The sequence below is a fragment of the Mesorhizobium sp. C264A genome (genome assembly GCF_040324515.1).
Classification (GTDB): domain Bacteria; phylum Pseudomonadota; class Alphaproteobacteria; order Rhizobiales; family Rhizobiaceae; genus Mesorhizobium.
This window is the reverse complement of record NZ_JAMYVY010000001.1, coordinates 1783285-1798748: the sequence shown is the minus strand read 5'-3', so window position 1 is coordinate 1798748 and position 15464 is coordinate 1783285. Positions and strand designations below refer to the sequence as shown.

The 15464-nt window shown below is 62.4% G+C and carries 14 protein-coding genes; 3 read left to right on the top strand and 11 right to left on the bottom strand.

The genetic code is table 11. From position 1 onward, the window contains the following. Positions 1-104 precede the first annotated feature (104 nt). The 4 genes from otsB to NKL04_RS08815 form a co-directional block, all read right to left on the bottom strand. Complete coding sequence (otsB, locus tag NKL04_RS08830; RefSeq protein ID WP_023702849.1) at positions 105-893, bottom strand: trehalose-phosphatase; 789 nt, start codon at positions 891-893, stop codon at positions 105-107. Beyond that, on the bottom strand, positions 890-2671 hold the full coding sequence (locus NKL04_RS08825; RefSeq protein ID WP_023830060.1) for an alpha,alpha-trehalose-phosphate synthase (UDP-forming): 1782 nt from the start codon (positions 2669-2671) through the stop codon (positions 890-892). The genes otsB and NKL04_RS08825 overlap by 4 nt, the downstream gene beginning before the upstream one ends. A 145-nt stretch (positions 2672-2816) precedes the next feature. Further along, positions 2817-4979: an amylo-alpha-1,6-glucosidase gene (locus NKL04_RS08820; protein ID WP_023702851.1), complete on the bottom strand. Its 2163-nt coding sequence runs from the start codon at positions 4977-4979 to the stop codon at positions 2817-2819. A gap of 43 nt (positions 4980-5022) precedes the next feature. Then, positions 5023-6084 carry a glycosyltransferase family 4 protein gene (locus NKL04_RS08815; protein WP_023672687.1) on the bottom strand — a complete coding sequence of 354 codons (1062 nt, stop codon included), beginning with the start codon at positions 6082-6084 and terminating at the stop codon, positions 5023-5025. A gap of 189 nt (positions 6085-6273) precedes the next feature. Here NKL04_RS08815 and NKL04_RS08810 point away from each other — a divergent pair, with 189 nt between their 5' ends. Beyond that, on the top strand, positions 6274-6576 hold the full coding sequence (locus NKL04_RS08810; RefSeq protein ID WP_031209863.1) for a DUF982 domain-containing protein: 303 nt from the start codon (positions 6274-6276) through the stop codon (positions 6574-6576). Between the two features lie 185 nt (positions 6577-6761). Beyond that, positions 6762-6920 carry a hypothetical protein gene (locus NKL04_RS08805; RefSeq protein ID WP_023672685.1) on the top strand — a complete coding sequence of 53 codons (159 nt, stop codon included), beginning with the start codon at positions 6762-6764 and terminating at the stop codon, positions 6918-6920. 601 nt (positions 6921-7521) lie between these two features. Here NKL04_RS08805 and NKL04_RS08800 read toward each other — a convergent pair. The 6 genes from NKL04_RS08800 to NKL04_RS08775 form a co-directional block, all read right to left on the bottom strand. Continuing rightward, positions 7522-7722: a hypothetical protein gene (locus tag NKL04_RS08800; protein ID WP_081726098.1), complete on the bottom strand. Its 201-nt coding sequence runs from the start codon at positions 7720-7722 to the stop codon at positions 7522-7524. Between the two features lie 2 nt (positions 7723-7724). Continuing rightward, the gene (locus NKL04_RS08795) at positions 7725-7910 is read right to left on the bottom strand and encodes a hypothetical protein (RefSeq protein ID WP_023682450.1); all 186 of its coding nucleotides are present in this window, start codon (positions 7908-7910) and stop codon (positions 7725-7727) included. 685 nt (positions 7911-8595) lie between these two features. Next, entirely contained in the window at positions 8596-10065 is a 1470-nt protein-coding gene (locus NKL04_RS08790; protein WP_023702854.1) for a protein adenylyltransferase SelO, read from the bottom strand. A 289-nt stretch (positions 10066-10354) separates the two neighbouring features. Continuing rightward, positions 10355-11725 carry an NAD(P)/FAD-dependent oxidoreductase gene (locus NKL04_RS08785; RefSeq protein ID WP_023702855.1) on the bottom strand — a complete coding sequence of 457 codons (1371 nt, stop codon included), beginning with the start codon at positions 11723-11725 and terminating at the stop codon, positions 10355-10357. 30 nt (positions 11726-11755) lie between these two features. After that, positions 11756-12583 carry a DUF2243 domain-containing protein gene (locus NKL04_RS08780; protein ID WP_023702856.1) on the bottom strand — a complete coding sequence of 276 codons (828 nt, stop codon included), beginning with the start codon at positions 12581-12583 and terminating at the stop codon, positions 11756-11758. Position 12584: 1 nt separating this feature from the next. Continuing rightward, positions 12585-12746 (bottom strand): hypothetical protein, encoded by a 162-nt coding sequence (locus NKL04_RS08775; RefSeq protein WP_023693466.1) that lies wholly within the window; start codon positions 12744-12746, stop codon positions 12585-12587. Between the two features lie 148 nt (positions 12747-12894). Between NKL04_RS08775 and ctaD the strand changes: the two genes are divergently transcribed. Then, complete coding sequence (ctaD, locus tag NKL04_RS08770) at positions 12895-14553, top strand: cytochrome c oxidase subunit I (protein ID WP_023834102.1); 1659 nt, start codon at positions 12895-12897, stop codon at positions 14551-14553. A 103-nt stretch (positions 14554-14656) separates the two neighbouring features. On the opposite strand, the gene sdhD is transcribed toward ctaD, so the two are convergent. Next, entirely contained in the window at positions 14657-15046 is a 390-nt protein-coding gene (gene sdhD, locus NKL04_RS08765; RefSeq protein ID WP_023688545.1) for a succinate dehydrogenase, hydrophobic membrane anchor protein, read from the bottom strand. Positions 15047-15464 lie beyond the last annotated feature (418 nt).

The window sequence follows — 15464 nt, the reverse complement described above, 5'->3', positions numbered from 1 at the left end:
CTTTGGCCTTAAAGATATTCAATGAGAACAGCGCTTATCGATCGGCTTTTGGCGAAGGTCGGCGCAATCGCGGCGATCTTGATTCGACCCGCAGACGGCAGGGATCAGGACGCTTTGCGGTTGAGGGCCGGTGATGCGTCGAAATTGGCGGCAAGCCAAGCTATCGCGCAGGTGACATCATCGAGCCTGTATTGGGCCACGGTCGGCCCACGCGGCTTGACCCGGATCGAGATGCCGCCGGCCTCGTTGATCGCCTCGAAACCGTTTTCGTCGGCGGTGTCGTCGCCGAGAAAGACCGGCCGGCGTCCGGCAAAGGGCGGGATTGCCATGAAACGCCGCACGGCAGCGCCCTTGGCGGCTTCGAGCGGCATGAGTTCGACGCCGGCATTGCCCGGGATAACCCGATAGCCCTTGGGAAGCTCGGTCAAAGCCTGTTCGACAAGATGCGTTGCCCTGGCCAGCAGATGCGGCGCCGCACGCGTATGGATGGCGAGGATCGGACCCTTGCGCTCGATATGAACAAGGCCGTCATCGAGTTCGGCCTCGATGGCGTCGGCAAGGGCAGCGATATCGGCGGGAGCATCCGCGGTAACGACCGGGCCGTCCGGCGTCAGCCGGTGTTCCAGCCCATAGAGACCGGCAACACGCAGCTTCAACGGATGAAACAGGCGGTCGGCGCCCTCGACCGAGCGGCCGGTGATAAAGGCGACGGCGCCGTCCAGCCGTTTGTCGACGGCGCCGAGGAGGTTGCGCAGTTCGTCGCTCACGGACACGGCGTCGGGGTGCGCGGCGTGCTCCAGCAACGTGCCGTCGATGTCGAGGAAAAGCGCCCATTGTCCTTCCGGCAGGTCGGGTGCGGTTGGCAGGCCCGGTGCTTTCGACAGGCTATTCATGACGCCACCTTCCGCATGCGGTCGAACAGTGAGACGATGTTGCTGCCGGTGTTTGCGGGCCGCTCGGCGACACTTGTCGCTCTTTCGAGGTCGCCGCGTTTGCGCAGGCGCGCCGCATCGAGCAGCATGCTGCCGGCCCAGCGAAAGACATTGTTGTCGCGCACTATTTCGCGCATCGGGCGCATGCGCTCGCGTTGTTCGTCCGGTGACATGGTCAGCGCCTGCAGCAGCACCTGGCTCATCATCGCCGCGTCGTAAGGATTGACGATCAGTGCTTCCAGCAGTTCGCGCGACGCGCCGGCAAACGTGCTGAGCAACAGCACGCCCTGTTCGTCGTCACGCGCGGCGACGAATTCCTTGGCTACGAGGTTCATGCCGTCATGCAGGCTGGTGACCATGCAGATGTCGGCGGCGCGATAGATCTCATAGACCTGTTGCTGCGAATGGTGCTCAGCCACCATGACCACGGGCTTGTAGCCGTCATGACCGTAGCGCTGGTTGAGCTCGTTGGCATAACGCAGGCATTCATCGTGCAATTGCTGGTACGCCGGCAGCGTGCCGCGGCTTGGGGCAGCAATCTGCAGGAACACTACCTTGCCGATCCACTCGGGGTGGCGCGTAAACAATTCGTCCAGCGCATGGAAGCGGTCGAGGATGCCCTTGGTGTAGTCCAGGCGCTCGACGCCGACGCACAGCTTGACGTCCGCCGACAGGCCGAACCGCTCACGCAGGCGGGCGCGGCTTTCCTCGACCGGTGACAGTTTGGCCAGGAGTTCGGCCGGCCATTCGATGGAGATGGGATAGGCGTGCACCAGTGTCGTCCGCCCGCCATACGAGATCGCGGCGTCGGCGCGCTCGATCCGGCTTTCCAGGAACCTGTCTACGCTTTCAGTGAAATTATTGGCATGAAACTGGGTGTGAAAGCCGATGATCGAGCTCCCGAGCAGTCCATCAAGAACGCGTTCGCGCCATGGGCAGATGCTGAACACTTCGGAGTTCGGCCACGGGATGTGCCAGAAGGTGATGATGATCGCCTCCGGCAGGCGCTCGCGGATCATGCGCGGCAGGAGCGCGAAATGGTAATCCTGAACCAGCACGATCGGCCGCTCATTGCGCGCCTCGGCAACCACCATATCGGCGAATTTGCGGTTGACGGCCTCATAGGCCTCCCAGTCCGAGGCACGGAAGACCGGCCGTGTGAAGGCGATATGGCAGAGCGGCCAAAGCCCTTCATTGGCAAAGCCGAGATAATAGCCCTGATATTCGTCGTCGCTCAGCCACACGCGGCGCAGCGTATAGGACGGATTGTCCGGCGGCACCTGAACCCGATCGTTGCTGTCGACCGTCAGACGATCCGCCGTTCCGCCGCCATAGGCGATCCAGGTGCCGCTGCAGGCGCGGGTGATAGGCTCAAGCGCCGACACCAGGCCGCTGGCCGGCACCAGAAGCTCGACGCCGTCGTCCTTGATGTTGTGGATATAGGGTTCTCGGTTCGAGACGACGATGACCTGCGCGTCCGGCAGGTCGTCGGCAAGTATCTTGCGCAAGGTGTCGGGCGACCAGTTCACCAGCGCCGCGTCGGGAGATTGTCCATTCTTCTCGAACTCCCGCAAAACCTTGCGCGTCGCTTCCGATGCGACGTCCTCGCCGGCAGTCGGTGCAACCGTCAAGCTATGGCTACGACGTTGCCTGGAGATCGATAACAGAACGGCTAGAATCGAAAGGCCAAGGCTTGCAAGGATCAAGACCCAGAGCAGGGCCATGCCATAATCAGTCATTCCAATTCCAACTCAATTTTGGCCGTCAGGGCCTTTTTCTTCATGGTTCGATTTTGAGTGTTCGCAGCCGACGATCGCCCGTGAGAACCTGTGTTTTTTGCAACGCACAAACCCTGGGATCGGTTCCCGTTGAAAGCCGTTCCGATCATGTCCGCACGATCAGCGGAACCAGCCCCTCATGGCGGTCGGCGAGAAAGGCGACGACGCGGTCGCCGACGCGCTGAAAGGTAAGATCGACCCTCTTTTCGGCGACACCCAGATGCCTGAGCGTCAGCGTATCGATGCCGATCGGCAAACGGGGTCGAGTGACGTGGATTTCGCCGTTCCAGCCGTCGATTTCCAGACCGAGGCACGCCTGCATCAGCATGAAGGCCGAACCGGCGGACCAGGCTTGCGGCAGGCAGGCGACGGGGTAGGCGATCGGTGCTTCACCCGGCGAGCGGGTAAAGCCGCAGAACAGTTCCGGCAGCCGCATGTTGAAGTGCACGGCGGATTCGAACGTGCCGCTCATCAGCCGCACCACGCTGTCACGCTCGCCGAACCGCGCCAGGCCGGCGCCGCACATCGCCGTGTCGTGTGGCCAGATGGAACCGTTGTGGTACGACATCGGGTTGAACAGCACAGCATCGTCGGAAAGCGTTCGCACTCCCCAGCCGGAGTGGAAGGAAGCCGAAAGCAACTGGTCGGCGACCATCTTAGCCCGCGCCGGTTCGGGCAGGCCGACGTAGAGCAGGTGTCCGGCATTCGAGGTGCGCACCTTGCACGGCTCTCCGGCGCCGTCGATCGCCAGCGCATAGAACCCGAGATCGTCCAGCCAGAAATCACGCTCGACGGCGATCCGCATCTCTTCGGCGCGATTTTCCCAGTGATCGGCCTGCGCGAACTCGCCCCGGCGGCGGGCGAGAGCGGCAAGGCCCCTGAAGGCGGCGAAGACATAACCCTGCACTTCGACCAGCGCGATCGGCCCCTTGGGGATGCGCCCGTCGGCGTGGAAGACGGAGTCGAAGCTGTCCTTCCAGCCCTGGTTCGCAAGGCCGGATTCGGCAGCGCGCTGATAGGTGACGAAGCCGGTTGCGCGGCTGGCCTCTTCCGTCCACTTGGCGGCGGCGCAGAGAGACGGCCACAGGCTGGCGATGAAGTCCATGTCGCCGGTGCGTTCGGCATAGGCGCAGGCGAGGTGGATGTAGAGCGGCGTGGTATCGACGCCGCCATAGTAGCGGCCGAAAGGCAGTTCCTGCAGCGCCACCATCTCGCCCTTGCGCGTCTCGTGCATGATCTTGCCGGGCTGCGAGTCGCTGAAAGGCGATGTCTCGGTCGCCTGGTGCTGGGCGAGGAAGGCAAGCACGCCGCGCGCCAGGCCGGGGTTGAGCCATAGCATCTGCAGCGCCGAGATGACGCCGTCACGGCCGAAGGCCGTCGAAAACCAGGGGATGCCGGCATAGGGGTAGGGGCCGGTCGACAGCTCGGTGGTCAGCAAGGCGACATCCGCGCGGGCGCGTTCGACCCAATCGTTGAAGACGCGGCCCGAACTGTGCACCGTCGCGCCATGGCGGCGCTTGGCCCGCATGCCGAAACGAGCGCGCGCCGCGGCCGCCCGAAAACGGTCGCGATCGGGCGTTTCGGTCAGTTCCGCGCCGACCTCGACGTAAAGCATCTTGCTGCTGCGTTTGGTCACTGCGATGAGGAAATCCGCGCGCTCGGCGCTCAACTGGTCCGGCGGCTGCGAGAACGAGATCGCCGACACCCGCGCCAGCCCGTCCAGTCCGTCATAGCGCAGCAGCACCGAGGCAGGCTCGATCTCCGCTGCATGCGCCATTCCGCGCTTCGTCCGGGTCGAACCGCGGACCTCGAACATGTCGCGGAAATCGGCGGCAAAATGCAGCGAGACGCGGATTGCCGAATGCTCCTGGCTGTAGTTGGAAAGGGTGATTCGCTCGAACAGCCGGTCCTGCCACAACAGCCTGACGCGCTCGATATGGATGGCGCCCTGGGGGATGTCGCGGCCACCGACGCTTTGCATCGGCAAATTGGTCATATTGCTGGTGAACAGCACATTGTCCTGGCTGAGGGAGGCGCCGAGCAGCGATGTCTGCCGGCCGCCGACGGTGAGCCTGAACTCCGACAGCACCCGGGTGTCGTCACGGAAGAAACCGTCGCCCGCACCCCTGATATCGCCGTAGGCATCGGCCACGGCAAAACAGTCGCCTTGCTTTAGGGCAAACAGCCGGTGCGGCTCGCGCGGCGCGGTTTCGTCCAGGGAGGCAAGGGCCACGGCAGGGTCGAGCTTGCGCTCGTCAAGTTCGGTCATCAGTCACAAATCTCTGTTTCGGGCTCGGAACGTCCGCCGTCGTTCACGACGCTTTCGATTCAGCCGGGGCGCCGATGAGACGCGCATAGGCAGTGAGATAGTCGCGCGCCATCCTGTTGGCGGAGAACCGACTTTCGAAGACGGCGCGCACCTTTCGCCGGTCGAGTTGCAGCAAGGCCGGCACCGCGGCGACCGCGGCGTCGAGAGAATCGACGACAAATCCGGTAACGCCATGGTCGATGACTTCCGGCAACGCACCGCAGTTCCAGCCGATGGTTGGCGTACCGCACGCCATCGCCTCGATCGCGGCAAGGCCGAACGGCTCGGGCCAGTCTATCGGAAACAGCAGACCAGCGGCATTGCCGAGGAATTCAGTCTTCTCACTCTCGGCGATCTCGCCGACATAGTCGATGCGGTCGCCATCGATCAACGGCTCGATCGTCTCATGGAAATAGGCGCGATCATCGTCGCCGATCTTGGCCGCCAGCTTGAGTTTCATGCCCGAGCGCAAGGCGATGTCGATGGCCCGGTCCGGCCGCTTGTCGCGCGAAAGCCGGCCGAGAAAGGCGAGGTATGGTTCGCCTGCCGCCGTCTCGAAGGTCGGCTGATAGAGACCCGTCGGCAGCCCGTGATGGATGGTGGCCAGCCAATTGGCATTCGCAAGCCCGGTCTTCTGGCTATGCGAGATCGAGATCAGCGGAAAGCGCGGAAAACGCTCATAGGCTGGCGCCAGATCGACATAATCGAGCCGGCCATGAGGCGTCGTCACCGTCTTGTCCGGCATGGTCTCGAAGAACGAGAAATGCAGGAAATGGCTGAGATGAAAATGAATGATATCAAAGTCGTGGGCTCGGTTCCTCACATCGGCAAGCATCGCAAGATGCGCCGCCGTGTCCGATTTCAGCGGGCGCGGATCGAGGCGTAGCGCGCGTTCGCGACCTGGTATCAGTCTGGCCGACGTCCGGCTGTCGCCGCTGGCGAACAGCGTCACCTCATGGCCGAGTTCGACCAGCCCTTCGGTCAGATAGGAAACGATGCGCTCGGTGCCGCCATAGAGAAGGGGTGGCACCGATTCGTGCAAAGGGGCGACATGGGCTATGCGCATGGTTTGAACGTGTCCCTCAAGGCAATCACGAGAGCGAAATGCATCAGCCGGCCTAACGTTCCGGACAAAAGCGGGCGTCGGCAACCCAAGCCCACCAGCGCAGATTTTTTTGCAATAAGCGGAACAAACGCGCCATCCGCGAATTTAGTAGGGTTGGTTCGCGCTGCGGCCGACCAGGGAGAGAACAAAATGGACCGCTTGCATTTCTTTACGCCCGTGCGCATTGCGCGCGGGCAGGGACACCCCGTCGAGGAAGTCGATAGCGTTGCCGAAGCGATGGTCTTTTTGGAGAAATGGCCATTGGGACGGCGTGGGCCTGTGTATCAGTGCGCCGTGAATTGCTGCTCCGCGGCCCTGTCGGGCAGAATGTCGGCCGAAGCAGCCAGGAAGGCGTTTACGGGCTTTGCCCGCATCACCCGGCTGCTCGATGATGACATGGCCCTGCCGATGGGCGGCGAAAGCATGGCGGAAGTCCACGCGCTGAGGCGCTAGGCGCCGGTCCAGCCATTTGGCTATTGAACACCCGGGCTTTGGCGGCGCGGGCATCATCTTTTCCGCACCGGAGTATTCCGGCGCGGCCCTTCACCTCATGGGCCACACTGTGCTTTCATGCGGCGTTTCGCATGACCGGTGGGTGACGACCATCCACAGGCGGCCCGAACGTGGAGGGGTAGACAATGCCGAGACTGATCCTGGGAACACTCGGCGCTATCGTCATCGCCCTCATCTGGGCGGTCTTTGCCAGTTTGATGGGCGCGCCATCGATCGTGATCACGGTCGGCGCGGTCGCCATTGGGGCCGGCGTCTACACCTACGTCGACCGACGCTCGACTTGACGCGTCCCCGGTCTGCCGCGCGCTCGACCAATTGCACGCCGGTGTTTGACGCGCGCGGCAGTCGCGGCGGGCATTCTTCAAGGACGAGCTTGCTGGCCGCATAGAGAGCCAAGGCGCAGACAGGGCGCCACACGTCGGACCGGGCTCCGCGAGAACTTGGGAGAGATCGTCAAAGATCTTTCAATCCGGCCAATGTAGATCGAAACGGCGAATCTGTGGATTTCCGGTGGAACATCGTCGCCTCGAAACACTTCGGGCGTTGCACTGCCCCATCAGTGCACGTTCCCTTGTTCTGTTGGAACTGGCCGGCTGCCGAAAGGTGGCCGGCTTTTTTGTATATTAGCGGAACCTGAAATTACGGGGCTTGTTCTGCATGCGGCAGCGAGCCCCTCGCTGCTGGTCGAGGGCCGTAACCCTTGGCCGGGCCCGCATCGCTCCGCCAGTGGTGCGGGCCCACGGCCTCCGGTTTTTCCGGGCGTCTCGACTCGCTGATCCTCACCCTGGTCCGGCTAATGCATGTCACTCAAAAAAAGGCTCGGTTGTGAGACAATGACATGCACACGCGGCGCGCTTTAGCACAATCATTCACAAAGCCGTGGGTTCAACTGTTGCTACCCTTCTTGGCTGGATTGTGCGAATGATGACTGTCCTTTTCACCGCCACCCCCTGAAACTCGGCTTTTGGATCGACGGTCTTCATCCGCCGGGGGCTTGTTGATCTGTAAGGGTTTTCTGGCGTTCTCGTGCGATGCGCCTGGCCCGCCCTGCCGGATCGTGTTCGGGTGTTTCTTCGATGTGGACATGATCACCGATCCTGCTGACGGCCCTGATGAGTGGTGTTGACCTTGGTGTTGGCTTGCTGCCCTTGGCGCTCCGGATCCGGCGCTCCGTGAGTGCCGTGCTGGGCATCATCGTGGCTAATCTGTCGCCCTTCTCCTCGACCCTTCTGGCTCTGGTTCTCAGGCGGCACGGGCGGCATTTTGCTCGACATCTGCATCTCCTTGGTTGGTCTCGTGACTCCAAACCGTGATCGTGGGGGGAAGTTCCGTCTGCTTCGTCAGCACCTGTGATTTCGGTGCCGACGGAATCTGACTCCCAACGCGGATTTCAACGAACGGCAGGGCCTGCGTTGCTTGTCGAGGACAGGCAATCTCTGGGCAGGCCCGCGTCGCCCCGCCAGTGATGCGGGCCTGCAATATAAACCTCAAGACTGGGCTGCTATCGCAGTTTATTGCGAGCTTCCGGCGACTTGCGTAGCGGGCTTCAGTGGCTTTCAGGAGAGCAGCGTGTTGTATCCGGTCGATTTCGAGCGACCGAAATACAGTGCTTGACCACGTTGCTGACATGATCGGTGATGGTGTCGCGCCTGGATCGCGGCAGCAGCCTCAGGTCCGCTCTCCCTGCAGCTGATGGCAGCTAAAACGACGTCAAAAGACCTAAGTCTCTTTGATCGCCCTCGCTGCTCGCACGAGCGATGACCAGTCAGCTCCCATGGCTGCGACAAGGTCTCGAGCATCTTCGTCTGATATTCCGGTACGGTCTACGAGCTTCCGTGCCAGCAATTCGAATGCCAATTCTATGATCGTCATAGCTCAGCCCCTACGAGAGTGCCCATGACGATAGCTTGCAAATGGGTCTTCCGCATTTGCACATGTTAAGCGACCATCACGAATGTCTCATGTACCGCAGAATGTCTGCAGGACGCGCTCATCCGGGCGTGGCGGCTCAGCAAAGCGTTCCATTCCCGGCTGCTCATCGAAGGGACGGCTGACGACTGCCAGGATCTCCTCGAACGGTGTGAAGTCGCCGCCCAACGCCGCCTGGATCATCGCCTCGATGCGATGATTGCGGGGGATGAATTTGGGATTGACCGATTGCATGGCAGAACGGCGCGTGGCCGTGTCGCCCTCGCTTGCGATGCGCTGGCGCCACCGCGCCGACCAGGCATCGAATGCACCTGGATCCTTAAACAACTGCCGCGCCGTGCCTTGGCCGTCCGCAGCGTCGAGGTCATCGCCCAGGCGCCGAAAGCCGAGCGTAAAATCCGCTTCGCCGCGAGCCAGCACATCCAGAAAGTCGGCAGCGAGCTGCAAGTCGCCTTCCGCTTCGGTCAGCAGTCCGAGTTTTCTGCGGAAGCCGCGCTGCAACACAGCCTCATAGGAGGCCTGGAACGACCTCAGCACCTCTTCCGCTTCAGACACTGCTTCCTTCTCGTCCGTGCTCATGAGCGGCAGCAGGGTCTCGGCAAAGCGCGCAAGGTTCCATGTGGCGACACGAGGCTGGTTGGCATAGGCATAGCGGCCGGCGCGGTCTATCGAACTGAACACCGCGCTGGGGTCATAGGCGTCCATAAAGGCGCATGGACCATAGTCGATCGTCTCGCCCGAGATCGACATGTTGTCGGTGTTCATGACGCCATGGATGAAGCCGACCAGCATCCAGCGCGCCACCAGGTCCGCCTGTGCGGCGACAACGGCCTCCAGCAAAGCCCGGTACGGCCGTGCTTCCTCCGCCAGCTGTGGGAAGTGACGCTGAATGGCATAGCCGGCCAATATCTTGAGCGCCTCGGTATCGTGGCGCGCGGCGAAATATTGGAACGTACCGATCCTGATATGGCTTGCCGCCACCCGTGTCAGGACGGCGCCGGGGAGCCGGACCTCGCGATAGACCGGGTCGCCGGTGAGCACCGCCGCAAGGCTTCGCGTCGTCGGAATGCCGAGCGCCGCCATCGCTTCGCTGACGACATATTCGCGCAGGACAGGGCCGAGTGCGGCGCGGCCGTCGCCGCTGCGCGAGAACCGCGTGGGTCCCGATCCCTTCAGCTGGATGTCACGGCGAATGCCGTTGACGTCCAGCACTTCGCCAAGCAGCAGAGCGCGCCCGTCGCCGAGCTGAGGCACGAAGCTTCCGAACTGGTGGCCCGCATAGGCCAGAGCGATTGCCTGCAAGCCTTCCGGAAATTTGTTGCCGGCCAGCATCGCCACTCCATCCGGGCTGGTAAGCAGGTCGGCATCGAGCCCGAGTTCCTCGGCGAGGGGCCGGTTGAACCGGATCAGCCGCGGTTCGGATACCGGCCTCGGATCTGTTTGCGCGAAGAAGCGCTCCGGCAGTTGCGCATAGCTGTTGCTCAGGGCAGGAAGCCCCATCTGAATGACCGGGGTTTGTTCAGCAGTCGCAGGTGACGTCATGACGAGCTGTCTCTGAAGAGGAAGGGTTCAACAGATCCCGTTTCGAGGAGCCTGTGTTCATTTGTTCATATAGGGACGCAACGTCGTTGGTGCCATCCGGATCCATCAGGCCGGCACCGGATACAAGCTGGGAACCACCCGCCTCAACTATCGAGGTTCGGGCTGCCGTGGGACGACGGGCCGTGGCGGAATCCAGAGCTGACCCCCGCATCGCCACTGTCTCCGAACTGAGCACCCGGCAATCTAGTCAGTGCGGGCGTGCAATGCCGGCGGCGTCTGCCTTGGTTGGCAGCGGCTCTCTCGGGGCCGCTCCCGGCGACGATGTCGAACCCGGTTCGACTCGCTCCTCGGCGATGAGCCGGGCGCCACGCTCATAGGTCAGGTAGCGCCAGAGCCACTGGATCGAGACCTGAACGCGGTGCTGAAAACCGACGAGCAGGTAGACATGGATGAGCGCCCAGGCAGACCAGGCGAACCAGCCTTTCAGTTTCAGCCTGCCCGATTCGAACACGGCAGCGTGGCGGCCGACAATGGCCGTGTTGCCTCGATTGCTGAAGACAAAAGCGGGCAGCGTGTCGCCAGCATCTATCCGGCGTGCCAGTGCCTTGCCGAGGTGCTCGCCCTGCTGCTTGGCGACCTGGGCAAGACCCGGCAATGGCTGGCCGTTCCCATCGAGGACCAGTGCGACGTCGCCAAGCGCGAAGACATCGGGGTGGCCGACGACGTGCAGGTCGGATTCGACCTTCACCCGACCGCCGCGGTCGAGCCCGACACCGAGCTGGGCGACCAGCGGAGAAGCCGCCACCCCGGCGGCCCAGAGCGTCAAGGCCACCGGGATCACCTGGCCGCCGACGGTGATCTGATGCGCTTCGATCGCCTCGACCCGGTTGCCGAGCGCGACCTCGACGCCCAGGCTTTCAAGGCGCAGACGTGCATATCTGGAAAGCTCCGGGGCGAAGCCGGCGAGCAGACGCTCGCCGGCTTCTACCAGTATGATCCTTGTCTTCTCGGGCCGGATGTTGCGGAAGTCGCGCGCCAGTGTGTGCCGGCTGAGTTCGGCGATCGAGCCCGCCAGTTCGACACCGGTCGGGCCGCCGCCGATAATGGCGATCGTCATCAGCCGGGATTGCTCGACTGGATCGGTGGTCCGTTCCGCGTGCTCGAACGATAGCAGCAGCCGTGACCGGATCGTGCGCGCGTCCTCGATGGTCTTCAAGCCGGGACAAACCCGAGCCCAGCTCTCCTGGCCGAAATAGAATGGCTGCGAACCGGTGGCCAAGACCAGGATGTCGTAGGGGACCGTGGTCCCATCGGCCAGCACCAGTATCCTGGCCTCGGTGCCGATCTCGGTGACATCGCCGAAGAGGACCTGAACCGAGGGATAGCGGCCCAGGATCTTGCGGATGGGCTCGGCGATATCAGGCGCCGACAAGGCGGCGGTTGCAACCTGATAGAGCAAGGGCTGGAACAGGTGGTGATTGTGGCGGTCGATGATCGTCACCCCGATTTCCGCCTTGCCGAGCGCCTTGGCAACCTCCAGACCGGCAAAGCCTCCGCCGACCACGACGATCCGCGGTGTCAGGCTCCGGCCGTGGCTGCTCTCGGTGGCGAATTGCATGCTTGATACTCCCCTATCCCTGTCCGGAAGTCATAGCCTGGCAGGAGTGCCTCGCTGCTGGCTGGAGCTACTGCTCACTCCGGCGGCATCGGTCCAGGCAAGGCATCCGGCAATGACAGGCGTCGTGCTGACCACCAAGGCGCCGCGCGCGTGAAGGGCTACCAACCCGCGCCATGAGACGCGGTCGACCGCCCAGATGGTGCCGCTGGCGTCGACCCATTTGAGATGGGCGTCGGCGACTTCAACGGCCCGCATCATCGCCGCCGGTTCCATCCCGGCCCGAAAGACGATGATGGAATTGGCGGCACCGTTGAAGAACGGGCCGGCGCCGGCTGCCACTCCCGCGAGCAGGACGATGCTGGTCAGCGCTGCCGAAGCACCGCGTGCCGGTCCGCCGCGGTTGGGCAGCACCAGCACCAACACAAGCGGCACGATGCCGAAGATGACCAGCCACGCAATATCCCAGGCGAGCGGCAAGTCGCTGTTCATCTTGATCCGGTGCAGACCCAGCAGCCAGTGAAACACGACGGCATCGACGACATGCCAGACGCCGAACCCGGCGAAGGCGAGCCGCAGGATCTCCGTGGTGCTCCCGGGCCGCGCGCCGGCCGCCCTCGCGGCCACCAGCAGCACCGTGCCGGCGACGGCGAGCACATACATGAAAAGATGGAAGAGGCCGTCGGCCATGATCTGGAAGCGCAGGTCGGAACCCACCGGATCGGCGACGCCCGAGAGAAGATGATGCCATTGCAGGATCTGATGCAGGACGATGCCGTCGAAGAAACCGCCGAGCGCGAAGCCGAGCAGCAGCCAGCCGGCTCGCGTTCTCGGGTCGAGTGTCGCGGTGATCGCGTCCATGTCAGGACCACCGGCTCCAGGCCGGGGCGTTCAGTTGCCTGGGCACCGACATGTCCGGCGGCATGGGGTCATGGAGACCATGACGCGCCTCGAGCCAGAAGGCGGATATCAGCCCACCAACCACCGTCGTCAGAACCAGTGTCGCAGCAATTATCGCCAGCATGGACGTCGATCCTCAGCCGCGCAGGGTCGGCCGCGCGGAACCTAACCGCGGCTTCCGTGGAATGTTCCTACCGCCTGTTCGGTGGAGGGAACAATCAAGTTCCAGCACGGTTCGATGCTGGCGACGGACGGCTCAAGCGGAGAAGGTCATGAACGAATATACGGCGGCAGATCCGGACGGTCTCGACAGCCATCAGCCGAGCGGCATCACCCGATGGCTGTTTTCGACCAACCACAAGGACATCGGCTCACTCTATCTGGTCTTCGCTTTCATCGCGGGGGTGATCGGCATGCTCTTGTCGGTGAGCATGCGAATCGAGCTGCAGCAACCCGGGATCCAGTTTTTCCCCGGACTGGCGTCGATGATCTACGGTTACCAGGGCGACGCGGCGATCGACGCCGGCAAGCAGCTTTACAACGTCTTCACCACGGCCCACGCGCTGATCATGATCTTCTACACTGTGATGCCCGCCCTGATCGGCGGCTTCGCCAACTGGATGGTTCCGATCATGATCGGCGCCCCCGACATGGCCTTCCCGCGCATGAACAACATCTCGTTCTGGCTGCTGCCGCCGGCATTGATGCTGCTTTTATTGTCGATCTTCATGCCCAGCGTCCCCGGCGGCTATGGCCCTGGGACCGGCTGGTTCCTGTACCCGCCGCTGTCGACCTCCGGCCATCCCGGTCCCGCCGTGGATCTGGTCATCCTGTCTCTGCACATTGCGGGCGCCTCCTCGATCCTGGGAGCCATCAACTTCATCACCACCATCTTCAACATGCGCGCGCCGGGGATGACCCTGCACAAGATGCCCCTGTTTGTGTGGTCGATCCTCATCACCGCCTTCCTGCTGCTGCTGGCTCTGCCGGTGCTGGCCGGCGCCATCACCATGCTCCTGACCGACCGCAATTTCGGAACCACGTTCTTCGCGCCGGACGGCGGAGGCGACCCGCTGCTGTACCAGCATCTCTTCTGGTTCTTCGGCCACCCGGAAGTCTACATCATGATCCTGCCGGCGTTCGGCATCGTCAGCCAGGTGATCTCGACCTTCTCGCGAAAGCCGATCTTCGGGTATCTCGGGATGGTCTACGCAATCGTGGCGATCGGGGTGATCGGCTTCGTCGTCTGGGCCCACCATATGTACACCAGCGGGATAGGCCTCGACACGCAGCGCTACTTCACCTTCGCCACGATGGTGATCGCAGTGCCGACCGGGATAAAAGTGTTCTCCTGGATTGCAACCATGTGGGGCGGTTCGGTCAGCCTGCGGACGCCGATGCTCTGGGCCCTCGGCTTCATATTCCTGTTCACCGTAGGCGGGGTGACGGGCGTTCAACTCGCAAATGCCGGCCTCGACCGTGAACTGCACGACACATACTTCGTCGTCGCGCATTTCCACTACATACTTTCACTGGGAGCGATCTTCGGCATCTTCGCGGGCTGGTATTACTGGTTTCCGAAAATGACGGGATATCTCTACAACCCGCTTCTGGCTGGGGTCCATTTCTGGACGACCTTCGTCGGCGTGAACCTCGTCTTCTTCCCCCATCACTTCCTTGGATTGGCGGGCATGCCGCGTCGCTATGTCGACTATCCCGACGCATTCGCCGGCTGGAACATGGTGTCCTCGTATGGATCGTACCTGTCGGCCGCGAGTGTCGTGATTTTCCTCTTCGGCATCTTGGAAGCTTTCTACCGGCAAAGAGCCGCCGGCATGAACCCATGGGGGCCAGGAGCTACCACATTGGAGTGGGAGCTGACCTCTCCACCCCCTTTCCATCAATGGGACAGGCTGCCGCAAATCAGATGAGGCCGGGTTGTCGAACTCCTTTGCGCAAGCCAGCCCGGTTCGCCGCTGAGGCGAACTTCAGCCTGCCGGTGGCAGACGCTGGCTGCAGCTGAGAACCGGATCGCTATCTGAAGCTGATTAACAGCACAGCGAACAAGCTTGCGAGCGCGACTGCCCAGCAGAACAACCAATTGGCGATCAGAAGAAGCGATTTGAGCACGGTGGCATGGCAGTAATCTTCGATGATCGATTGCATTCCAAGCCGCATGTGAACGCAGCTTACGAGAATGAAGCCAATAAGGGCTGGCGCGACATAGATCGATCCTACGACGCTGAGGACGGCGTCTCGAGGCTCACCGACCAGCATTATAACGATCGCGACGATGTAAATGACAAGGATCAACAGGGCAGCAGATGTCAGCCGCTCCAGCATGAACGTTTCGGTTCCGTGTTTCGCCGATCCAAGGCCCCGCACTCGAGCTAGCGGAGTTCTGATTGAGGGTCTGTCAGCCATGGCGTTTCCCCAAAACTACTTGGTTGCCTTGCGCGCAACTCAAGCTGTTGCTGTTTCGATGCCCGGGCCGTCGGTGCCGACGGATATTGGGCAAGCACGGTCTCCAGTCGAGCAAGGCGGGCTTTGTGGGCGTTCAGTTCGTATCCTGAACGCCATCCAATTTGCCTGGGTCTGCCATCTCTGCATAGCTCGCTTTCAAGCAGCGAGATACGAAGGCGGACCGCGTCGATCTCCTTGACAAGCGCGGCCTTCACCGATTTTCGACTCTGCATGGCTGTAGTTCCGGTGCAAGGATGGTTCCAAACCTGACGCGTCTGGAAATGTTCCCGGGTGCCGAAGGCGTGCTGAAGATTAATGCCTCAGTGCTGGACCCGCACAATGGGTCGCCATGAGCTAAAGCCGGGCACTAGCTCAACGG